General features: G+C 68.4%; 21 protein-coding genes. 7 read left to right on the top strand and 14 right to left on the bottom strand.

The window, feature by feature from the left end:
* The first annotated feature begins 98 nt into the window (after window positions 1-98).
* Window positions 99-719, top strand: coding sequence for an oligoribonuclease (gene orn / locus SB786_RS26120; protein WP_410730009.1), 621 nt, complete (start codon window positions 99-101; stop codon window positions 717-719).
* A 34-nt stretch (window positions 720-753) separates the two neighbouring features.
* Here the strand turns inward: orn and mog are convergent, their stop codons facing one another.
* Together mog and yjgA are read right to left on the bottom strand one after the other, a co-directional pair.
* The gene (gene mog, locus SB786_RS26115; protein WP_126360347.1) at window positions 754-1,362 is read right to left on the bottom strand and encodes a molybdopterin adenylyltransferase; all 609 of its coding nucleotides are present in this window, start codon (window positions 1,360-1,362) and stop codon (window positions 754-756) included.
* Window positions 1,346-1,948, bottom strand: a complete 603-nt coding sequence (gene yjgA, locus SB786_RS26110; protein WP_410730008.1) for a ribosome biogenesis factor YjgA — start codon at window positions 1,946-1,948, stop codon at window positions 1,346-1,348. The genes mog and yjgA overlap by 17 nt, the downstream gene beginning before the upstream one ends.
* A 127-nt stretch (window positions 1,949-2,075) precedes the next feature.
* On the opposite strand from yjgA, the gene pmbA reads away from it, so the two are divergent.
* On the top strand, window positions 2,076-3,446 hold the full coding sequence (pmbA, locus tag SB786_RS26105) for a metalloprotease PmbA (RefSeq protein WP_410730007.1): 1,371 nt from the start codon (window positions 2,076-2,078) through the stop codon (window positions 3,444-3,446).
* Window positions 3,447-3,529: 83 nt separating this feature from the next.
* Here pmbA and SB786_RS26100 read toward each other — a convergent pair whose 3' ends face one another.
* Together SB786_RS26100 and SB786_RS26095 are read right to left on the bottom strand one after the other, a co-directional pair.
* Window positions 3,530-4,030: a dihydrofolate reductase gene (locus tag SB786_RS26100; RefSeq protein WP_006753184.1), complete on the bottom strand. Its 501-nt coding sequence runs from the start codon at window positions 4,028-4,030 to the stop codon at window positions 3,530-3,532.
* Window positions 4,031-4,336: 306 nt separating this feature from the next.
* On the bottom strand, window positions 4,337-4,663 hold the full coding sequence (locus SB786_RS26095) for a hypothetical protein (protein WP_410730006.1): 327 nt from the start codon (window positions 4,661-4,663) through the stop codon (window positions 4,337-4,339).
* Window positions 4,664-5,168: 505 nt separating this feature from the next.
* On the opposite strand from SB786_RS26095, the gene SB786_RS26090 reads away from it, so the two are divergent.
* Window positions 5,169-6,566: a sigma 54-interacting transcriptional regulator gene (locus SB786_RS26090; RefSeq protein WP_410730005.1), complete on the top strand. Its 1,398-nt coding sequence runs from the start codon at window positions 5,169-5,171 to the stop codon at window positions 6,564-6,566.
* A 42-nt stretch (window positions 6,567-6,608) separates the two neighbouring features.
* Complete coding sequence (locus tag SB786_RS26085) at window positions 6,609-7,580, top strand: thymidylate synthase (protein ID WP_410730004.1); 972 nt, start codon at window positions 6,609-6,611, stop codon at window positions 7,578-7,580.
* A 106-nt stretch (window positions 7,581-7,686) separates the two neighbouring features.
* Here SB786_RS26085 and SB786_RS26080 read toward each other — a convergent pair whose 3' ends face one another.
* Both SB786_RS26080 and SB786_RS26075 read right to left on the bottom strand, forming a co-directional pair.
* A complete protein-coding gene (locus SB786_RS26080) occupies window positions 7,687-10,224 on the bottom strand; it encodes a DUF6600 domain-containing protein (RefSeq protein ID WP_410730003.1) in 2,538 nt (845 codons plus the stop codon).
* Between the two features lie 161 nt (window positions 10,225-10,385).
* On the bottom strand, window positions 10,386-11,093 hold the full coding sequence (locus tag SB786_RS26075) for an ArsR/SmtB family transcription factor (protein ID WP_410730002.1): 708 nt from the start codon (window positions 11,091-11,093) through the stop codon (window positions 10,386-10,388).
* Window positions 11,094-11,269: 176 nt separating this feature from the next.
* Between SB786_RS26075 and SB786_RS26070 the strand changes: the two genes are divergently transcribed.
* The gene (locus tag SB786_RS26070; RefSeq protein ID WP_006753078.1) at window positions 11,270-11,410 is read left to right on the top strand and encodes a hypothetical protein; all 141 of its coding nucleotides are present in this window, start codon (window positions 11,270-11,272) and stop codon (window positions 11,408-11,410) included.
* 143 nt (window positions 11,411-11,553) lie between these two features.
* A complete protein-coding gene (locus tag SB786_RS26065; protein WP_006753077.1) occupies window positions 11,554-12,066 on the top strand; it encodes an acyl-CoA thioesterase in 513 nt (170 codons plus the stop codon).
* A 66-nt stretch (window positions 12,067-12,132) separates the two neighbouring features.
* On the opposite strand, the gene fumC is transcribed toward SB786_RS26065, so the two are convergent.
* From fumC to SB786_RS26050, 3 genes are all read right to left on the bottom strand, one after another.
* The gene (gene fumC / locus SB786_RS26060; RefSeq protein ID WP_410730001.1) at window positions 12,133-13,527 is read right to left on the bottom strand and encodes a class II fumarate hydratase; all 1,395 of its coding nucleotides are present in this window, start codon (window positions 13,525-13,527) and stop codon (window positions 12,133-12,135) included.
* A gap of 156 nt (window positions 13,528-13,683) precedes the next feature.
* A complete protein-coding gene (gene norM / locus SB786_RS26055) occupies window positions 13,684-15,072 on the bottom strand; it encodes a multidrug efflux MATE transporter NorM (protein WP_011656317.1) in 1,389 nt (462 codons plus the stop codon).
* Window positions 15,073-15,200: 128 nt separating this feature from the next.
* Window positions 15,201-15,419, bottom strand: coding sequence for an RNA-binding S4 domain-containing protein (locus SB786_RS26050; protein WP_006753074.1), 219 nt, complete (start codon window positions 15,417-15,419; stop codon window positions 15,201-15,203).
* Window positions 15,420-15,705: 286 nt separating this feature from the next.
* Between SB786_RS26050 and SB786_RS26045 the strand changes: the two genes are divergently transcribed.
* Complete coding sequence (locus SB786_RS26045; protein ID WP_410730000.1) at window positions 15,706-16,116, top strand: hypothetical protein; 411 nt, start codon at window positions 15,706-15,708, stop codon at window positions 16,114-16,116.
* A gap of 116 nt (window positions 16,117-16,232) precedes the next feature.
* Here the strand turns inward: SB786_RS26045 and SB786_RS26040 are convergent, their stop codons facing one another.
* From SB786_RS26040 to SB786_RS26020, 5 genes are all read right to left on the bottom strand, one after another.
* Entirely contained in the window at window positions 16,233-17,009 is a 777-nt protein-coding gene (locus SB786_RS26040) for a DUF4088 family protein (protein ID WP_410730061.1), read from the bottom strand.
* A 156-nt stretch (window positions 17,010-17,165) separates the two neighbouring features.
* Window positions 17,166-17,504, bottom strand: coding sequence for an AzlD domain-containing protein (locus SB786_RS26035; protein WP_012363382.1), 339 nt, complete (start codon window positions 17,502-17,504; stop codon window positions 17,166-17,168).
* A complete protein-coding gene (locus SB786_RS26030) occupies window positions 17,501-18,274 on the bottom strand; it encodes an AzlC family ABC transporter permease (protein ID WP_410729999.1) in 774 nt (257 codons plus the stop codon). Before SB786_RS26030 ends, SB786_RS26035 begins: the two co-directional genes overlap by 4 nt.
* A 119-nt stretch (window positions 18,275-18,393) precedes the next feature.
* Window positions 18,394-19,311 carry an AraC family transcriptional regulator gene (locus SB786_RS26025; protein WP_410729998.1) on the bottom strand — a complete coding sequence of 306 codons (918 nt, stop codon included), beginning with the start codon at window positions 19,309-19,311 and terminating at the stop codon, window positions 18,394-18,396.
* Between the two features lie 60 nt (window positions 19,312-19,371).
* Entirely contained in the window at window positions 19,372-19,857 is a 486-nt protein-coding gene (locus SB786_RS26020; protein ID WP_410729997.1) for a CreA family protein, read from the bottom strand.
* Window positions 19,858-20,007: the final 150 nt, after the last annotated feature.

The following is a 20,007-nucleotide window of genomic DNA, read 5'->3' as shown; positions in this document are numbered from 1 at the left end:
GAAGGCGCCAAAGGGTTCTATGCGAGAATTATATGTTCTTGCGGACCGGGCCCGCTCACGCGATGCCGCCCGCCGTCCGCCATTTTCCAGGATGACTCATGACCGATACCGCCGCTTCCGCCAGCCAGCCCGCGCTCGTGCGCAACGAGTTGAACCTCGTCTGGCTCGACATGGAGATGACGGGCCTCGACCCGGATAACGACCGCATCATCGAAATCGCGGTCGTCGTGACCAATTCCACCCTCGACATCGCGGTGGAAGGCCCCGTGTTCGCGATCCATCAGAGCGACGAAACGCTCGCGAAGATGGACGACTGGAACAAGTCGACGCACGGCCGTTCGGGGCTGATCGATCGCGTGCGCGCGTCGACCGTGACCGAGGCGGACGCCGCCGCGCAGCTGCAGGCGTTCCTCGCGCAGTACGTGTCGCCCGGCAAGTCGCCGATGTGCGGCAACTCGATCTGCCAGGATCGCCGCTTCATGGCGCGCTGGATGCCGGAGTTCGAGCGGTTCTTCCACTACCGCAACCTGGACGTCAGCACGCTCAAGGAGCTGTGCCGCCGCTGGCAGCCCGCGATCTACAAGGGTTTTCAGAAGCGCGCGATGCACACGGCGCTCGCGGACATCCACGAGTCGATCGACGAGCTGAAGTACTACCGCGAGCATTTCCTGATTCCGGCCGCGTCGGCGCCGGCAGGCGCGTCCGCGCCGGCCGCCTGAGCCGGCCGGCCCGCGCTCGGCGCCCGATACACGCTTAGCGCCGCGCGCTCTTCGGCCGGAACGCCGCGACCACCGCGGCGTCGGTCTCGATGTACGGGCCGCCGATCAGGTCGATGCAGTAGGGCACCGCGGCGAAGATGCCGGGCACGGTCGACTTGCCGTCGGCGTCGCGCAGCCCTTCGAGCGTTTCCCGGATCGACTTCGGCTGGCCGGGCAGGTTGATGATCAGCGCCGCATGGTCGGCCGTCTCGCGGATCACCGCGACCTGCCGCGACAGGATCGCGGTCGGCACGAAATTCAGGCTGATCTGCCGCATCTGTTCGCCGAATCCCGGCATTTCCTTCGTTGCCACGGCCAGCGTGGCTTCCGGCGTCACGTCGCGGCGCGCGGGGCCGGTGCCGCCGGTCGTCAGCACCAGATCGCAGCCGGCGACGTCGACGAGTTCGGTCAGCGTGGCGGAGATCGTCGGCGCGTCGTCCTGGATCAGGCGCGTTTCGGCGCGCCACGGCGACACCAGCGCGCCGGCGAGCCACTCCTGCAACGCCGGAATGCCCTTGTCCTCGTACACGCCCGTGCTCGCGCGGTCGCTGATCGACACGAGGCCGACGACGAGTTCGTCCGGGTGGTTACGCTTCGTCGTCATGGTCGTTCCCGGCCTCGTCGGCCGCTTCGTCGTCCCCGCCGGGCGTGCCGCTTGCGGTCTTGATCCATTGGAACAGCTCGCGGAAATAGCGCGGCGGCTTGCCTTGCTGGGCTTCCTTGCGCGCGTTGCGGATCAGCGTGCGGCCTTCCTGGATGTCGGCTTCGGGGTGCTGGCGGAGGAATTCGGTCAGCGCGTCGTCGTTGGCGAGCAACTGGTCGCGCGTGCGCTCGATCCAGTGCAGGCGGGCCGTCGCGGCCTTGTTCACGCCGCGCTGCGCGTCGAGCGCGGTGCGCAGGGCGGCCGTCTCGTCGTCGGTCAGCGTGCGCATCACGCGGCCGACGTACTGGAGCTGGCGGCGCTTGCCTTCGTGATCGGTGATCCGGCGCGCCTCGCGAACGGCGTCCGACAGGCTTTCGGGCATCGGCATGCGTTTCAGCGCGTCTTTCGGCAGATCGACGAGCGCCTGGCCGAGCACTTGCAACTCGTGCATTTCGCGCTTCAGTTGGGATTTGCTGGGGCGATCGTAGCCATTGTCGTCGACTTCGGCGGCAGGCTCGATCGGCTGGATTCGGGTTTTGCGTGTCATGGGCGGCATTGTATCGCGGTGCGGACACCCCAAGCTTGTCTGTGCCCGGCCCCGGACCTTGCTATGATCGCGGGATACGTAACATTTTGACCATGCGGGCGCCCGCCCGCCACCGGATACCAAGACGATGGCAGCCAATCTCGACGTACAAGCGCGCTATTTCCCGCACACGCAGGACCAGCTCAAAGAAATTGCCTCGGACATCCTCCGCCATGCGAAGGCCCTCGGCGCGACGGACGCCGCCACCGAAATCTCCGAAGGCGACGGCCTGTCGGTGTCGGTGCGCCGCGGCGAGGTCGAGACGATCGAACACAACCGCGACAAGATGGTCGGCGTGACGGTGTTCATCGGCAAGAAGCGCGGCAACGCGAGCACGTCGGACTTCTCGCCAGCCGCGATCAAGGATACCGTCGCCGCCGCGTACAACATCGCGCGCTTCACGGCAGAGGACGACGCGGCCGGCCTCGCCGAGGCCGAGCTGCTCGAAACGGACCCGCGCGACCTCGACCTTTATCACCCGTGGGCGCTGACGGCCGACGAGGCCGTCGAACTTGCCCGCCGCGCGGAAGACGCCGCGTTCGCGGTCAGCCCGCAGATCCGCAACTCGGAAGGCGCGAGCGTGTCGGCGCAGCATTCGCAGTTCGTGCTCGCGACGTCGCGCGGCTTCCTCGCCGGTTATCCGTACTCGCGCCACTACATCGCATGCGCGCCGATCGCGGGCAGCGGTCGCCACATGCAGCGCGACGACTGGTATTCGTCGAAGCGCAGCGCGGTCGATCTCGCGGCGCCGGAAGCTGTCGGGCGCTACGCGGCCGAGCGTGCGCTCGCGCGGATGGGCGCGCGCCGTCTCGACACCCGCAAGGTGCGCGTGCTCTTCGAGGCGCCGCTCGCGGCCGGCCTGCTTGGCGCGTTCGTGCAGGCCATCAGCGGCGGCGCGCTGTACCGCAAGACGTCGTTCCTCGTCGACAGCCTCGGCAAGCCGGTGTTCGCACCGCACGTCCAGGTCGTCGAGGATCCGCACGTGCCGCGCGCGATGGGCAGCGCGCCGTTCGACGAGGAGGGCGTGCGCACGCGTGCGCGCAGCGTCGTCAAGGACGGTGTCGTCGAGGGCTATTTCCTGTCGACCTATTCTGCACGCAAGCTCGGCACGCAGACGACCGGCAACGCGGGCGGCTCGCACAACCTCGCGCTGCGCAGCTCGGACACGCAGCCGGGCGACGACTTCGACGCGATGTTGAAGAAGCTCGGCACGGGCCTGCTGCTGACCGAGCTGATGGGGCAGGGCGTCAACTACGTGACCGGCGATTATTCGCGCGGTGCGGCGGGCTTCTGGGTCGAGAACGGCGTGATCCAGTATCCGGTCGAGGAAATCACCGTCGCGAGCACGCTGCAGGAGATGTTCCGGCATATCGTCGCGATCGGCGCGGATTCGATCGTGCGCGGGACGAAGGAAACGGGCTCGGTGCTGATCGAGCAGATGACGATCGCCGGGCAGTAAGCGGCGCGGCAGCGGCCGCCACGATACGAAAAGCCCGACCGGCGCGAGCCGGTCGGGCTTTTTTATCGCGTGCCGCGTGTCGGTCAGTCGCGCTTGCGCGCGTAGACGACAAACGCATAGCCGAACGTGTTCGGCGCGGCCGCCTGATGCGGTTCGCGCGACACTTCGTGCCAGTGTGCGGGATCGGGCGCCGGGAACGACGCATCGCCGTCGAAGTCCGCGTCGATCTCGGTGACGATCAGCTTGTCGGCGAGCGCGAGGCCTTCCGCATAGAGCTGCGCACCGCCGATCAGGAATGCTTCGGCCGCGCCGTCACGCGCGGCGAGCGCGAGTGCGTCGGCGAGCGACGTGACGGTGTCGCAGCCGTCGAAGCGGCGCGCTGCGTCGCGCGTGACGACGATGTTGCGGCGGCCCGGCAGCGGCCGGCCGATCGACTCGTGGGTCTTGCGGCCCATCACGATCGGCGCGCCCATCGTCGTGCGCTTGAAGAACGCGAGGTCCTCGGGAAGTTTCCAGGGCAACTGGTTGTCGCGGCCGATGATGCCGTTGCGGGCACGCGCGACGATCAGGGTCAACGTCGTCATGAAGGTCGGGGAAGAGGGGAACCGGAATGGCGCCGATTCTACCGGAACGGCAGCGCGCGCCGGCTTCGGTGCGGACGCACCGGCAGAGCCGCCGTTCCGGCCCATGCGCACATCGTCGCTGCGCGCGCCGATGTGCGGCCTTCGCATCGCGACGTCCTGAATAAAAAGAGTGCCCGCCGGGGGACGGACACGAAAACGGTTCGCGTCGTTACGTCGACGATACCGAGCGCGCTCGTCATTGTCCGCTGCGCATCAATTCAATACGACATCCTGATCAAATTTCGGGTGTGCAGTCTCGTATGCGTATCATTGCACCGTGCCGTTGCGGGCATGTCCTGCCATCGCGTGCTGCACGTGGCCGGGCCGCGGCGCAGGGATCGGCATCGGCAGCGGAGAGCGCGGAACGATTTCGTCCCACAGCGTCACCGATGCCTTGTCGGCCGAATGCGGTTGTGGCACCGCCACGGGCACGATGCCGAAGCTGTTGTCCCGTTGGATGCTGGATGCACTGTCGGCGAGCAGCGTCGTGTGTGCGGGCATCACGCTTTCGTCTGCACGTATCGACATGAACGGGAGCGCGGCGGAGAGCGCAAACGTTGTCTGCAAGAAGGTAAGCAAAATTGGTTTGCGCATGGTCACGTGCTCCGATCTGTCATGAATTCAGCGAAATGCATGCCATCGCGTCGCAAGCGTTGTCGCGCTTGCGATTCCGGCGCGGGCGTTGTGAATCGCGATCGAAAGTGCCGGGAAATGTTTCAGGCTTGAAACGATGGGGCTCGGGAATACTGCGGATTCAACCGATGCGCTTCAAGGATGAAAATCGGCGCGTGTGTCGATGCAGGTACGGGTCGCTGCGCATATGTTCTGTGCAGATGATTGATGAACGTCGACCACTGAGCGATTCGGCCACTCGCTCATCCGCGCTGCAATCGCTTTGTCGTATTCGGCGCCTATAACTCAGTAAGCTGTCTTGATCAAAAAATAACTGGACGCGAGATAAGCGCCATCATGCGAGGCTCTGTCGTCGCCGCGCATCGGCATGGCGAATCGAGCGGCTTCGGCTGACCCGGTTCGATCCTTTTGCACGTGACTTGGCACGTGCGGCAATCGTTAGACGGTTGATGAACGGGGTGAGGATATGGGAGCCGAGCAGCGGCATGTGATCTATTTCTCGCGCGAGCCGAACGAAGCGTTGCGCGGGCATTTCGACGAATGCGGATGGTGCGTCGACCTCGCGGAAAGCGCACGTGACTTGCGGCGTGTCGTGCAGCACGGCGTGGCATCCGCCGGCCTGCTCGATTTCTCGCCGGGTTTCAAGCCCGCGGATCTACGTGAACTCGAAGCGTGTCTGAGCATCCAGCACATCGGCTGGATCGCGGCGACCCGGCGTGGCCAGTTGCAGGACGCCACGTTGCGCCATCTCATTCGTGACTATTGCTTCGACTATGTGACGATGCCGTACGAGACGTCGCGCATCGTCGAGACCGTCGGCCACGCGCACGGCATGATCGCGCTGACCGACCCGGTGGCGTCGCCTGTCGGCGCCGCGCGCGCCGAAGGCGAGATGGTCGGCACCTGCGATGCGATGATGGGGCTTTTCAGGACGATCCGGCGCGTCGCGACGACCGATGCGCCGGTGTTCATCTCCGGTGAATCGGGTACCGGGAAGGAGCTGACGGCCGTCGCGATTCACGAGCGCTCGGCGCGCGCGCACGCGCCGTTCGTCGCGATCAACTGCGGGGCGATTCCGTCGACGCTGCTGCAAGCCGAGCTGTTCGGCTATGAGCGCGGCGCGTTTACGGGCGCGAACCAGCGCAAGATCGGCCGCGTCGAGGCCGCCAATGGCGGCACGCTCTTTCTCGACGAAATCGGCGACCTGCCGCTCGAGAGCCAGGCGAGCCTCCTGCGGTTCCTGCAGGAAGGCAAGATCGAGCGGCTCGGCGCGCATGTATCGGTGCCGGTCGACGTGCGCGTGATCTGCGCGACGCATGTGGACATGGAAACGGCGCTGCGCGAAGGGCGCTTCCGCGAGGACCTGTTCCATCGCCTGTGCGTGCTGAAGATCGAGGAGCCGCCGCTGCGCGCGCGCGGCAAGGATATCGAGGTGCTCGCACGTCACATGCTCGAGCGTTTCAAGGGCGATGCGCATCGTCGGCTGCGCGGCTTCTCTCCGGACGCGATCGCCGCGCTGTACGGCTATTCGTGGCCGGGCAACGTGCGCGAGCTGATCAATCGCGTGCGCCGCGCGATCGTGATGTCGGAGGGCCGGATGATTACCGCGGCCGATCTCGAGCTCCATGAATTCGCGATACTGGCGCCCATATCGCTCATGGAGGCGCGGGAAGCGGCCGAGCGGCAGGCGATCGAGCAGGCGCTGCTGCGTCATCGCGGCCGTTTTGCCGATGCGGCGCGTGAACTCGGCGTGTCGCGCGTCACGCTGTACCGGCTGATGTGCGCGCATGGCATGCGCGACCGCGGCGACACGCTGTCAGGGTTTTCGGCGCCGGTGCCGGAGGTTCCGCGTCACGCTTGCTAAAATTGGCGGGTGACGGCCGCCCTCGCGGCCGAAGGAACCCGCATGAAACAGTACCTCGACCTCGTTCGCACCATCCTCGACACCGGCACCTGGCAGGAGAACCGCACGGGCATCCGCACCATCAGCATGCCCGGTGCGATGCTGCGGTTCGACCTGCAGCAAGGCTTTCCGGCCGTGACGACCAAGAAGCTGGCGTTCAAGTCCGCGATCGGCGAACTGGTCGGTTTCCTGCGCGCGTCGCGCAGCGCGGCCGAGTTCCGCGCGCTCGGCTGCAAGGTGTGGGATGCGAACGCGAACGACAACGCGCAGTGGCTCGCGAACCCGTACCGCCAGGGCGTCGACGACCTGGGCGACGTGTACGGCGTGCAATGGCGCCAGTGGCCCGGCTACAAGGTGCTCGACGCGGGCGCCGACGCGCAGATCGCCGACGCGACGCGCCGCGGTTTCCGGGTCGTCACGCACTTCGACGAGGGCGGGGCGCCGAAGGTGCTGCTGTACAAGGCGATCGATCAGCTGCGCCAGTGTCTCGATACGATCATGGAGAACCCAGCCGACCGCCGCATCCTGTTTCACGCATGGAATCCGGCCGTACTCGACCAGATCGCGCTGCCCGCGTGCCATCTGCTGTACCAGTTCCTGCCGAACGTCACGAAGCGCGAGATTTCGTTGTGCCTGTACATCCGCAGCAACGATGTCGGCCTCGGTACGCCGTTCAACCTGACGGAAGGCGCCGCGCTGCTGGCGCTCGTCGGCCGGCTGACGGGCTATACGCCGCGCTGGTTCACGTATTTCATCGGGGACGCGCACATCTACGAGAATCAGCTCGACATGCTGCAGCAGCAGCTCACGCGCGAGCCGTACGAGAGCCCGCGACTCGAGATTGCCGAGCGCGTGCCCGATTACGCGAAAACGGGCGTGTACGCACCCGAATGGCTCGAGCAGATCGAGCCATCCGATTTCTCGCTCGTCGGCTACCGGCACCATGAGCCGCTGACCGCGCCGATGGCGGTCTGAGCCCAGCGTCCGCCGGCGACGCGGGTGACGCGATCCGCGTCAGGCAGGATGACGAAGGCCCGAACGGCACCCGCCGCTCGGGCCTTTCTGTTTCGTCGGCCGACGCTCATTGATGGCGTCGTTCGTCGTGGCCGCCGGGTGGCGGATTGCTCGCGTGCGGCGCCTCGACGTGCGGCGCCGGTTGCGGCCGCGGTTCCATGTGTGGTGCGGGCATCGACGGGCGGGGTTCCATGTGCGGCGCGGGCATCGATGGCCGCGGCTCCATCCGCGGGGCCTGCGGCTGCGGTCGCGGCGTTTCATGCACCGCCGGCGCGGGCGGGCGGTACTCGTTCACGTGCGGCGGTGCGACTTCGCGGTGGGGTGCCGGTTGCGCGAATTCGGGGCGCGGCTGCGGCGCCGGCGCAGCGCGCTCCGGACGCGGCTGCGCTTGCTGGGCCGGTGTCTGGAAATCGGGGCGCGGATGCGGCTGCGGAATCTGCGCGGTCGTGTCGAGTCGCGGTTGCGGCACCGCGCGCGGCGTTTCCTGATGGCCGCCGGGTTGCGTTCCGGGCGTGCGTTCCGGATGCGGGACCGGCGCCGCGCTGCGCACGGGCGGCAGCGCATTCTGGCCCGCCGTGTGGAGGGCGCTCGGCGGTGTCGGGCGCTGACGCTCCATCGGCGTGTGCGGCTGCATCCAGACCGGGGCAGGCTCCGCGGCTGCATGCGCGTTGTCGTGCCGGGTCGGCTCGTTGCCGGCCGTCGGCGGGTGCGGGACGCCATTACCCGGGCCCAATGCCTGATGCGGAGCCGAATTGCCCGGCGCCTGTGGCGTCGCGCCATTGGCGAAACGCGGCGCATTGGGGGCTTCGGCGTTCATGGGCCGCGCGCCATTCGGCACGACCGGCGTCGGCGCGCCCGGCCGTGCAGCCTGTGTGAGGGCCGGCTGGCCTGCATGCGGCGCGTGCGCCGGCTGCACGACGGGGCCGTGCGGATTCACGAGCTGCACGTTGCGCATCGCCCATGCACCGGCTGTCGGATTGCCCGGAACACGGACCGGGCGGGCCGTATAGTCGGCCGGCACGCTGGTTCTCGCGACCGGGGCGCCCGCGCCCGGCACGTGTGCGCCCTGCCGTGCGAGATGGGCGGCCGCCTGATCGCGATAGGCCGCCGGCACCGCCGGATTGCGCGTCGCGACGAACGAGTGCTGTCCGATCGCTGCCGGCGGACGGTAGCTGGCCGTGCGCAGTCCGCCGTTCAGGCTCTGGCGTACCGGCGCAATGCCGGGCGTGCCCGGCATCACGTGCGCGTTGCGCCACTGCCGCGGATCGACGTGCTGCGAGAAATGCGCGACCGGCTGGCCGTGCACGAACGCGGACGCCGGCACGGCCGTGATCGCGTGCGGCGCGCGGAAGTTCACGTACGTCTTGTTGATGTTCGTGATGTTGGTGATGTTCGTCACATTCACGGTCTTGTTCACCGTGACGTTGTTCACCACGATGTTCCGGTTCACGCGTTCGTAGTAATGCGGGCTCCAGCCGCCCCAGCCGGGATGCCAGGCTTCGCCCGGGCCGAGTGCGAACCATGCGCAGCCGGCTGCGGCGACGCCGCCGACCGTCAGCGCGACGCTCCAGTCGGGACCGCCGCCGCCGCCCACGAACGCGACCAGCGCCGGCGCATAGGCGGGCGGCTGGCTCACGGCCACCGGGCCGGGCACCCACGCCCAGCTGTCGTCCACATGGGCCCAGCGGCCGTAGTGATACGGCGCGAAGCCCCACGGTGCATCGTCGACCCAGGTCCAGCCCCACGGCGCCTGCCAGATCCAGTGACCGTCGTGATACGGCGCCCAGTCGGCCGGCGTGTCGTTCGGCACCCAGACCGCACCGTAGTTCGGGGTCTCGCGCCAGGTCCCGTTCGCGTCGAGATCCTGGTAGCCGGGAATGTCGCGCGACACGTAGCGCGCCGATACCGAGCGCTGCTCGGCCGCATCGCGGCTGGCGGCCCACTGGTCGAGCGCGTCGGGGGCCGGCGCGGCCGATTGCTGCGCGACCTGCAGGTCGGTGCCGGTGAACACGACCTGCTGGCCGGGCGACAGCGGATACTGCCCGTTGCTGCCGTACACGGTCGCGCTGCCGCTGCGCACGGTGACCGTCGTGCTCGCGCCGTTCGGCGCGACATCGACGCGATAGTCGCCGGGGCCCGTGAGGCCGAGCGCGAGATTGGGCGTATCGATTTCGTACGACCCGCCGGGTGGCAGGTCGCGCACGTGCGTCGATACGGTGCCGAGTCCGAGCTTCAGTTGCGTCGTGGTGTCGTCGAGGTTCAGCACCGACAGGCTCGTCGATTCGCCGAGTCGCACCGCGGTCGAGCCGATGTGCAGTTCGGAGCGCGCGCCGGCGTCGTTCCACAGCTGGTCGCCCGTGGTCAGCGGCCGGTTCACGGCGGCGTATGACCACGTATCGGTGCCGACCGGCTCCGTCGTCACGGCGCCCGACATGTAGTTGAGCCGGGCGACGCGGCTCGGCGGATCACCGCCCGGTTGCCCGGCGGCGGCGGCGTACGGCGCGGCCTGTGTCGCTTGCGCGAGTGCGCAAGGCAGGGGCGCCAGCGCGGCGAACGCGAGCAGCGTGCAGCGGGCGGTTCGCTTGAGCGTGAACAGGGAGGCCATGTTGAGCGTCTTCGTCGTTATTGCGGCGCGTCGATTCGTGCCGTCAGTTCACGATATCCGCTCGGCCTGTTTCAGTGCTCGGTGTTTTGTAAGTCGAATGGCACGCGATGTAACAAAACCTGTCCGTCGCGCGCCGTTGTCGTCCGGTCGCAATGCGCATGTCAAGCAGACGTAAGCCAGTCGTCGAAAACCTGCCGTCCGGGCACGGTAACCCGCAGCACGCGCGGCCGCGCCGTGCGTTCGATCCAGCCGTTGGCGCAGAAGCTGTCGAGCAGTGCCGCGCCCAGTGCGCCGCCGAGATGCGCGCGCCGTTCGCTCCAGTCGAGGCAGCCGCATGCGAAGCGGCGCCGGCGCGTGCGCTGCTGCGCGACGTCGATGCCCCAGCGCGCGAGGGCTTGTGTGCCGAACTCGGTGGTCTCGATCGCATCGCCGTCCGCGCGTAGCCAGCCACGCGCGGTGAGCCCGTCGAAGATGCGGACCGCGAGTTCGCCGGCCATGTGATCGTAGCAGGTGCGCGCGTAGCGCAGCTCGGCCGGCACCGTGCGCGCCGGCGGCGGCACGGGCCGGTTCGGCGCGGCCGCCCGGGCCAGGTTCGCGAGCGCCTCGAGCGACGCCGCGATGTCGGCCGACGCGAGCCGGTAATAGCGGTGCCGGCCGCGCACGTCGAGCGCGAGCAGGCCGCCTTCGGTCAGGCGCGCGAGGTGCGCGCTCGCCGCGGACGGCGACAGCCCCGCGATCATCGTCAGTTCGCCGGCCGGCCGCGCGCTGCCGTCCATCAGCACCCATAGCATCGCGGCGCGTCCCGGATCGGCGAGCAGTGCGCCGATCCGGCTCAGGCCCGGAAAGTGGTGGTCGTCTTGAGCGGTCATCGTCGTGTCTCGTCAGGCGGAATGACTGCAGTGTAGGCGCTGCGCACATTCGATGTTTCGCGTTTGGATGAAATGTCGGATGCGGCGGGGCGCGTGCGGCCGCGGTCGCCGGCCGCGCACGCGTAGAATGGCCGGACGCGGCGGCAGTGGGCCGCCGGATGCGACACGATGCAACGATGAAGACGATTTTCTGCCTGTTGGCGGCCGCGCTGGTATGCGCGGCCTGTGCGCAGGGCGGCGCGGGCGCCGCCGGCGAGCGGGGCGGCAGCCTCGAGATGTACGGGACGATCGATCAGGGAATCACGGTGCGCCGCTGACGGGCGCCGCTTTCCTGGGCCGATGCCGGGTCGACGCACGGGTGGGCGTGCGGTCGCGGCTACGCGGGGGCCACTGCCACCGGTTGCCGCGGTGCAACGTATAATGCGCCGATTGCAGTACCCCGCCGCCTGGAGCTACCACGATGTCCCCACAGTCCCCCGTACCGGCCGCCCTGGACCGCACCGAAACCGTATTCCGCTTCCTCGCCGAGCCGTCGTCCGTGAACTTTGGCGGCAAGGTGCACGGCGGCGCGCTGATGAAGTGGATCGACGAGGTCGCGTATGCGTGCGCGGCAGTCTGGTCGAGCCGCTATTGCGTGACGGTCAGCGTCGGCAACATCCGTTTCCAGCGTCCGATCCTCGTCGGCAACCTGGTCGAGCTGAAGGCGCGCGTCGTCGCGACGGGCCGCACCAGCATGCACATCCATGTGTCCGTGCATGCCGGCGATCCGAAGGGTGGCGTGCTGCGTCAGACGACCGACTGTCTCGTCGTGTTCGTCGCGGTCGACGAGAACGGCAATCCGGTGCCGGTACCGCCGTTCGTGCCCGAGACCGACGAGCAGAAGGTGCTCGCGAAATATGCGGCCGACGTGCGCGCCGCGCTCGACAAGATCGTCGAGATGAAGCCCGAGGAAGTGGCGAAGGGCACCGTCTGACGGCAACGGGCGCAGCGTTCGCGCCGCGCCCGTCCCGTCATCGCATCACACCCGCGATCACAGCGATTATCGCGATCCGATCATCTCTTCGGGTCGCACCCACGCATCGAATTCCGCCTCGGTCAGGTAGCCGAGCGCGAGCGCGGCGCCCTTCAGCGTCGTGCCTTCCTTGTGCGCCTTCTTCGCGATCTGCGCGGCCTTGTCGTAGCCGATGTGCGGATTGAGCGCCGTCACGAGCATCAGCGATTCGTTCAGCAGCAGGTCGATGCGCGCGCGGTTCGGCTCGATGCCCGCCGCGCAGTGATCGTTGAAGCTTTGCGCGCCGTCGGCGAGCAGCCGCACCGACTGCAGCACGTTGTGCGCGATCATCGGCCGGAACACGTTCAGCTCGAAGTTGCCGCTGGCGCCGCCGACGTTCACGGCGACGTCGTTGCCGAACACCTGGCAGCACAGCATCGTCACGGCCTCCGACTGCGTCGGATTCACCTTGCCCGGCATGATCGAGCTGCCCGGCTCATTTTCCGGAATCGACAGTTCGCCGAGACCGCAGCGCGGCCCGCTCGCGAGCCAGCGGACATCGTTGGCAATCTTCATCAGGCCGGCCGCGACCGTCTTCAGCGCGCCGTGCGCGAACACCAGCGCGTCGGCGGCGGCCATCACCTCGAACTTGCTCGGCGCGGTCACGAACGGCAGCTTCGTCAGCCGGCCGATCTCGTCGGCGACGCGCACCGCGAACTCCGGATGCGCGTTCAGCCCGGTGCCGACCGCGGTGCCGCCGAGCGCGAGTTCGTACAGGTGCGGCAGCGCCGACTCGACGTGCCGGACGCCCTGGTCGAGTTGCGCGACATAGCCGGAAAATTCCTGCCCGAGCGTGAGCGGCGTCGCGTCCTGAAGGTGCGTGCGGCCGATCTTCACGATGTCGGCGAAGGCCTTCGATTTCGCGTCGAGCGTCGCGCGCAGCGTGCGCAACGCGGGCAGCAGGTGGTTGACGATCGCGTACGCGGCCGCGACGTGCATCGCGGTGGGGAACACGTCGTTCGACGACTGGCCGCGGTTCACGTCGTCGTTCGGGTGGACCTTGCGCGCTTCGCCGCGCTCGCCGCCGAGCAGCTCGCTCGCCCGGTTCGCGATCACCTCGTTGAGGTTCATGTTGGTCTGCGTGCCGGAGCCGGTCTGCCACACGGCGAGCGGGAATTCGCGCGGATGCTTGCCCGCGATGATCTCGTCGGCCGCGTCGATGATCGCGCGCGCCTTGTCGTCGGCCAGCACGCCGAGCGACAGGTTCACGGCGGCCGCGGCGCGCTTGACGATCGCGAGCGCGTGGATCAGCTCGGGCGACTGCTTCTCGGTCGAGATCCGGAAATTCTGCAGTGAGCGCTCGGTCTGCGCGCCCCAGAGCCGGTCGGCCGGCACGGCGATCTCGCCGAATGTGTCGCGTTCCATCCGAACTGCTTCGTTCATGATGCACTCCTCTTGGGAAGGGGAAAGGCCGCGCGTCGCGCGGCGTCGGGCGTATCGTGAGGCAGGCGCGCCGCTGGCGCGGCGTCTTGGGGCTTCAGCCGACAAGCATAGCGCCGGCCGCGAATTCGCGTCGTGTCGCGCCGTGTTGTATCGCGCTCAGCGCGCCGACGCGATGAGCGACGCGGTCTTCATGTGAAACCGACAGGCCATCAGCACGGCGACGCTCGCGAGGCCGGCCGCGAGCCCCCACCACAGGCCGCGTGCGCCGAGGCCCGCGTGGAACGCCAGCCAGTAACCGGTCGGGAAGCCGATGCCCCAGTAGCCGAGGGTTGCCGCGAGCATCGGAATGCGCGTATCCCGCAGCCCGCGCAGTGCGCCCGACGCGACGGTCTGCATCCCGTCCACGATCTGGAACACCGCGGCGATGCCGAGCAGCGACGCGGCAAGCGATACGGTCGCCGCATTGGCCGGGTCGTCGAGGTGCAGGTACAGGCCGACGATCGCATGTGGCGCGACGATCAGCACGAGCCCCGACAGCGACATGAATGCGACGCCGAGGCCGAGCGCGACGAAGCCCGCGTGCCGTGCCGCGACCGGCTCGCCGGCGCCGACCCAGTAGCCGACCCGTACGTTCGCGGCCTGCCCGATCGCGAGCGGCACCATGAACGCCAGCGATGCGACGTTCAGCGCGATCTGGTGCGCGGCGAGCGACGTCGCGCCGAGCACGCCGACGGTCAGGCCCGTGGCGAGAAACAGCGTCGATTCGACCCCGTACGTGATCGCGACCGGCCAGCCGATGCCGATCAGCTCACCCATCATCGGCAGTTTCGGGCGGGCGGCGGTCACGAAATGGCGGAACCGCTCGCGTCCGTGCAGCAGCCAGATCAGCGCGAGCGCGGTAAGCCAGATCGTGATGGTCGTCGCGACCGCGGAGCCGAGGAAGCCGAGCCGCGGCAAGCCGAATGCGCCGTGGATCAGCCCGTAGTTCAGCACGGCGTTGACGCCGACGCCGCCGATCGACACCCACAGCAGCCGCCGCGCGGCGCCGATCGCGGGGAGGAAGGCGCGCATCAGCCCGACGCCGATCAGGCTGCCGAGCGCCGCGAACCGCAGGATGCCGGTGTATTCGCCGACGTGATGCGCGAGCGTCGGCGGCTCGTGGAACATCAGCAGGATCGGTTCGGATAGCGACAGCGCGACGATCGCCGGAATCGCGAGCAGCAACGACAGCACGAAGCCGGTCCAGTAGATGTGCGGCACGCGGTGTTCCGCCTGCGCGCCGCGCGCATGCGCGACGCTCACGCTCACCGACGACAGCACGCCCTGCAGCACGGTCACGATGACGAAGAAGTAGTTCGCGCCGAGGCCGCCCGCCGCGAGCGAATCGGGGCCGAGCGAGCCGAGCAGCACCGTGTCGGTGACGCTCATCGCCATCTGCGAGAGCTGCGCGATCGCGAGCGGCGCGGCGAGGCGCGCGGTATCGGCGGCATGACTGGACAGGGATGGCGGCGCGGCGGCCGTCCGCGTAAGACCGGAATGCGACATGGAATGGGTGCTCGCGCGGGTGCGGGCCCGCGCTGTCTGTATTTATTTTGAGAGACGGCTAGCTTACGGCTTTATTCGAACGGTGTCGAACGCGCGCGCCGATGGCCATGTCACGGTCAGGGGAACGGCTATGCGTCGTGCACCGCGATCCGCGTATCGCCGAACAGCACCACCTGGCCCGCGCGGATCTTGCAGGTCTTGCGCAGCTCGACCACGCCGTCGACTTTCACCGCGCCGGACGCGACGAACATCTTCGCGGTGCCGCCGCTGTCGGCGAGACCGGTGATCTTGAGAAGGTTGTGCAGTTCGACGTATTCGCCGGTCAGCGTGAAATCCAGATTGGGCATGACGAAGGAGGCGCGCGATGCGCGGGAGGAATCGCTCCGCATCATACGGCACCGCGGCCCGGCGCGCGAGCGCGGACGTTCCGGTCGGTTCGTACGGATTCGCGTGCAGTTGTTAAGGACTGTGAGCGATTCGTCAGCAAATGAAACGGTGGGTAACAGTCTGAGAGATTGGAGAACCGGCCGGCCGGCGCGCGGGTCTTCTGTCGTACCTGCTGCGTGTTGCGGCAGGGACGCGACGGAGCGTATCGATGTGCTCCGCGCCCACAACTTCTCGAGGAGGATAGTCATGTCCAAGATTCGTACGATGCTGATCGGTGCCGCGCTGACGGCGTTCGCAACTTCGGCCGCATTTGCGCAGACGGGCGTCGCGACACAGGGTGCCGCAGGCGCCGGCGTGCAGACGCAGACCCCCGCAGCAGGGGCCGGCGCCGGCGCGGGCATGCAGGGTGGGGCCGGCATGAATGCGTCGGGCAGCGCGGTCGGTGGCGCGACCGATGCGGTCGGTGCGGCAGCTGACGGCGCGAACGATACGGCGGCGTCGTCGGTCCATTCGGCCAAGAAGCACGCGAAGCATGCGACGAAGTCGGTCAAGCACCAGGCCCGCTCGACGAAGTCGAAGGTCGGCGACGAGGCAGTCGAAGGCGGCGCGTCGACAGGTGTGCAGGGCGGTGCATCGGCCTCGGGCGGCACGCAGTAAGCGGCACCCGCCGTCGCACGATGCTTGCCCCGGACGGCGCGTCGTGACGGCGATCGAACGGCGGCCCGGTTCGCTTCGCGCGAGCCGGGCCGCTCTTCATTCGGGCGGGCCGACCGTCATGGCCGGCGCTGTTCCGGCCCCGGCCCGTGGGCCGGGCGTGCGGCGGACGGCGCGAACACGCTGCGCAGCCACGCGGCAAGCCGCGCGAATACGTCGTACGGTTCCTCGATGAAGATCTCCGGCTTCAGAAGCCGCAGGTATTCCATGATCTGCTGCGCTTCCGGTTTCTGGAACGAACCGTGCGCGAGCCCGAGCCGCAGCAGGCCGCGCAATTCGCCGAGTTTGTCGCGCGCGGCGCTGCCGACGCTCATCTCGCACGCGAGCTTTGCTTCGTAAATGCGCTGGCGCAGCGATTCCGCGAGCCGCCACGCGGGCGTCTGCATCGTTTCCTCGAGCGCCTGGATGTCGTGCACCGCGCTCTTGATCTGCGCGGCGAGCGGATCGACCAGCGACGCGTCGCCCTGCGCTTCGGCGACGATCGCCTTGGCCCAGTCGCGGCAAGCCTTCGCGAGCTCGTCGGGTGTCCACTCGGCGCGCGACGCGAAGCCGAAGCCGAATTCGCCGGCCTGCCGCATCAGGATCGCGACGACGTCCGGGAATTCCTTGTCGAGCGTGCGCTTCGCCCACGCGTACTGGCCGCCTTCGAGCATCCGCTGCACGGCATGCTCGGTCAGCGGCACCATGTTGTCGAGCAGCTTGGCGCGCAGGAAATCCTCGAACGACGGCGTCGCGAACTGCGGGTCGAGTTTCAGCGATACGCGTACGAACGCGTCGTAGTCCTTGCGCAAGGACGCAAGCGTGTCGTCCTTGAGGGAAAGGGTGATCTGGCCCATGAATCGTCTCGATGGCGGCCCGCGCGTGCCGGCGCCCGGCGCCGTGCACCGGTACGGGCGCAGCGTCGACGGACCGTTCGCGCCGAGGCTGTGGCGGGTCTTCATTCCCTATATCGGCGCGCCGGGCGGAAACTTGAGCGCGGCGGCGACGTCCGCTCAGGCCGGCAGCCAGTGCGGCATCACGATCCCTTGCCAGAAGAAGAACACCGCGAGCCCGACCGCGATCGTCACGAGCGGCCGGCGCGTCGTCGCCGACACCAGCACCGCGGCGAGTGCGCCGACGAGCTGTGGGTTGCGCCAGGTCAGCTCGGCCGTGCCGCCGTGCGGAGAGACGGTCATCGGCACGATGATCGCGGTCAGCACCGTGACGGGCACGAAGCCGAGCGCGGTCCGCACGAGCGGCGGGAAGGTCAGCCGCTCGCCGAACAGGAACAGCGTCGTCCGGATCGCATAGGTGATCGCGGCCATCCCGAGGATCAGCAGCGCATAGCTCACGATGCGGCCTCCGTGCGTGAACCGGTGCGCGAGCGCTCGTGCCTCAGCGTGAGCGCGACACCGACCGCGACGCCGGCGGCGACCGCGCCCAGTAACCCGAGCTTGTACGGCCAGCCCTGCCAGAAGTAGGCGAGCGTGCCGGCCGTCGCGGCGGCCGCGAAATAGCGCAGCTTGCCGAGCTGCGGGACGACGATCGCGATGAAGGTCGCCGCCATCGCGAAATCGAGGCCGAGCGACTGGAGGCCCGGGAAGGCCGCGCCGAAGCCGATGCCCGCGAGCGTCCAGACCTGCCAGTTCAGGTACATCGCGAGGCCCGAACCGAAGAAGTAGTGGGGGCCGATCGCACCGGGCGGGAAGTGCCGGTAGTGCGAGTAGGCGACCGCGAATACCTCGTCGGTCAGCAGCGCGCCGAGCGTCGCGCGCCAGCGCAGCGGCAGGTGCGCGACGTACGGCGCGAGCGTCGCGCTGTACAGCAGGTGACGCAGGTTCACGATCAACGTCGTCGCGAGCACGACGACAAAGCTCGCGCTGCCGGCGATCAGGCCGAGCGCAATGAACTGCGCGGAGCCCGCGAACACCGCGAGCGACATCAGCGCGCCGTGCCATGGGGCCAGCGGCCCGCCGGCGACGAGCGTGCCGAAGATCACGCCGAACGGCGCCGCGCCGATCATCATCGGGATCGTGTCGCGCGCGCCGTCGAGCCATTCGTTGAACGGACGGCGAGGCGGGGGCGACGGTGTGGAAGGGGGATTCAAGGGGCGCTTCTCCATGACAGCGAGGATAGCGGGCCGATGCCGTGGCGGCTTGTATGTTCTTGCGCCCGCGGGGGCCGGCGGCGCAATCCGCGTGCCGGTTGTCGCCGGTGGTCGATGCAGGGGGGGCGGGCGCGTCAGCGCGCCTGCCAGCGTCCGGGCGGTACGCCGAACATCCGTTTGAAATGTCGCGTGAAGTGACTCTGGTCGACGAAGCCGCTGGCCGCGGCGACATCAGCAATCGACACGCCCGCGCGCAACGGCGCGAGCGCACGCTGCAGCCGCAACTGGTTGCGCCACGCATGCGGCGGCATGCCGGTCGTGCGGGTGAACAGGCGCGCTGCGTGAAACGGCGACAGGCCGGCGGCCTGCGCGACGTCGTCGAGCGTGACCGGGCACGTGAGATCGGCGGCGAGCCGTTCGCGCATCGCCTCCACACGCGGCTCGTCGGTCGCGAGCACCGCGGGCTGCAGCCGCGCATCGGCATGGCGCGTGATCAGTGTCGACAGCGCATCGAGCATCGCCGTTTCGGCGGCGAGCGGATCGTAGACGTGCGGCGCACGCGCCGCCGGATCGCCGGCCGCCGGAACGTCATCGGCCGGCTGGTCGTGCGGGTGGGCGGACGGTATGCGTTCGCTGCCGGCCTCCATCATCCGGTGGGCCAGCGTGAGCCGCGCGGCGAGATCGGGGTCGCGGATCACGTCGGACGGGAACCACGGCGCATCCTGCGGCCGACCGGCGATCGTGCTGGCGAGTGTGCGAATGTAGTCCACAGGCACGTAGCTCACGCGATAGCACCAGCCTTCGTCGGTCGCGCGCGAGCCCGTGTGCACTTCGCCGGGATTGATCACGGGCACCGTGCCGGTTTCGGCGACATGGCCGCTGCCGCGACACGTATAGCGCTCCGCACCCTCGAGGATCACGGGAATCGTGTAGGCGTCGTGCCAGTGCGGCGCGAACGCGTGGTTGCGATAGGTGGCCGTGAGCAGATCCGCATCCGGCAGCAGCGGCGTGCGCCAGTAGCGTGCGGCGTCGGGAAGGCGGGTGGCGGACATGGTCGGGCGCGGAGCGGTCGAATGGGAAGTGTAGCGCTCGCGCACCCGGCAGGCGCGGGCTTACTTGACCGGAATCGTCGTGCCGGCCGGCATCGGCACCGCGGTCACGGCGTTCTTCGGGCTGCCGCTGACGATGCGATCGCTGTAGGTCAGGTAGACGAGCGTGTTGCGCTTCTTGTCGACCACTCGCACGACATGCAGCGTCTTGAAGATGAACGACATTCGCTCGCTGAACACGTCGGTCTGCTGCTTGAGCGGCTCCTTGAAGCTGAGCGGGCCGACTTGCCGGCACGCGATCGATGCTTCGCTCGGATCCTCCGCGACGCCGAGCGTGCCCTTGATCCCGCCGGTGCGCGCCCGCGACACGTAGCAGGTGACGCCGGCCACGAGCGGATCGTCGTACGCTTCGACGACCACGCGGTCGGAGCCCGTGACACGGAAATGGGTGTTGACGCTGCCGACTTCCTCCGCGTGCGCGAGCGGCGCGGCGGCAAAGGCGGAGAGCAGCAGGGTGAACGGCAAGACGGAAAGGAGGCGGTGCTTCATCGACGGAACCGGATGCGAATGCGAGACAACGACTCTAGCATGCGCGGCGGTGGCCGACGGGCGCCGGAAAAACAAAAGGTTCTTCACGGATTAGCGTGAAGGCGAGGCCTAAAAGGAAAGCGGTGCCCGAAGGAATAGACTGGTTGTGCG

The sequence above is a fragment of the Burkholderia sp. SIMBA_062 genome, assembly GCF_046534765.1.
GTDB classification, from domain to species: Bacteria; Pseudomonadota; Gammaproteobacteria; order Burkholderiales; family Burkholderiaceae; genus Burkholderia; species Burkholderia ambifaria.
This window is presented reverse-complemented; position numbering and strand designations above follow the sequence as displayed.

Bases quoted from the DNA above. Each gene is read 5' to 3' on its own strand.
- SB786_RS26025 (WP_410729998.1), bottom strand. From the start codon at position 19,311: ATGTCCGCCACCCGCCTTCCCGACGCCGCACGCTACTGGCGCACGCCG.
- SB786_RS26100 (WP_006753184.1), bottom strand. From the start codon at position 4,030: ATGACGACGTTGACCCTGATCGTCGCGCGTGCCCGCAACGGCATCATC.
- yjgA (WP_410730008.1), bottom strand. From the start codon at position 1,948: ATGACACGCAAAACCCGAATCCAGCCGATCGAGCCTGCCGCCGAAGTC.
- SB786_RS26075 (WP_410730002.1), bottom strand. From the start codon at position 11,093: ATGACCGCTCAAGACGACCACCACTTTCCGGGCCTGAGCCGGATCGGC.
- norM (WP_011656317.1), bottom strand. From the start codon at position 15,072: ATGTCGCATTCCGGTCTTACGCGGACGGCCGCCGCGCCGCCATCCCTG.
- mog (WP_126360347.1), bottom strand. From the start codon at position 1,362: ATGACGACGAAGCGTAACCACCCGGACGAACTCGTCGTCGGCCTCGTG.
- SB786_RS26030 (WP_410729999.1), bottom strand. From the start codon at position 18,274: ATGGAGAAGCGCCCCTTGAATCCCCCTTCCACACCGTCGCCCCCGCCT.
- SB786_RS26065 (WP_006753077.1), top strand. From the start codon at position 11,554: ATGTCCCCACAGTCCCCCGTACCGGCCGCCCTGGACCGCACCGAAACC.
- SB786_RS26095 (WP_410730006.1), bottom strand. From the start codon at position 4,663: ATGCGCAAACCAATTTTGCTTACCTTCTTGCAGACAACGTTTGCGCTC.
- SB786_RS26045 (WP_410730000.1), top strand. From the start codon at position 15,706: ATGTCCAAGATTCGTACGATGCTGATCGGTGCCGCGCTGACGGCGTTC.
- SB786_RS26050 (WP_006753074.1), bottom strand. From the start codon at position 15,419: ATGCCCAATCTGGATTTCACGCTGACCGGCGAATACGTCGAACTGCAC.
- SB786_RS26080 (WP_410730003.1), bottom strand. From the start codon at position 10,224: ATGGCCTCCCTGTTCACGCTCAAGCGAACCGCCCGCTGCACGCTGCTC.
- SB786_RS26040 (WP_410730061.1), bottom strand. From the start codon at position 17,009: ATGGGCCAGATCACCCTTTCCCTCAAGGACGACACGCTTGCGTCCTTG.
- SB786_RS26090 (WP_410730005.1), top strand. From the start codon at position 5,169: ATGGGAGCCGAGCAGCGGCATGTGATCTATTTCTCGCGCGAGCCGAAC.
- fumC (WP_410730001.1), bottom strand. From the start codon at position 13,527: ATGAACGAAGCAGTTCGGATGGAACGCGACACATTCGGCGAGATCGCC.
- SB786_RS26085 (WP_410730004.1), top strand. From the start codon at position 6,609: ATGAAACAGTACCTCGACCTCGTTCGCACCATCCTCGACACCGGCACC.
- pmbA (WP_410730007.1), top strand. From the start codon at position 2,076: ATGGCAGCCAATCTCGACGTACAAGCGCGCTATTTCCCGCACACGCAG.
- SB786_RS26020 (WP_410729997.1), bottom strand. From the start codon at position 19,857: ATGAAGCACCGCCTCCTTTCCGTCTTGCCGTTCACCCTGCTGCTCTCC.
- SB786_RS26070 (WP_006753078.1), top strand. From the start codon at position 11,270: ATGAAGACGATTTTCTGCCTGTTGGCGGCCGCGCTGGTATGCGCGGCC.
- orn (WP_410730009.1), top strand. From the start codon at position 99: ATGACCGATACCGCCGCTTCCGCCAGCCAGCCCGCGCTCGTGCGCAAC.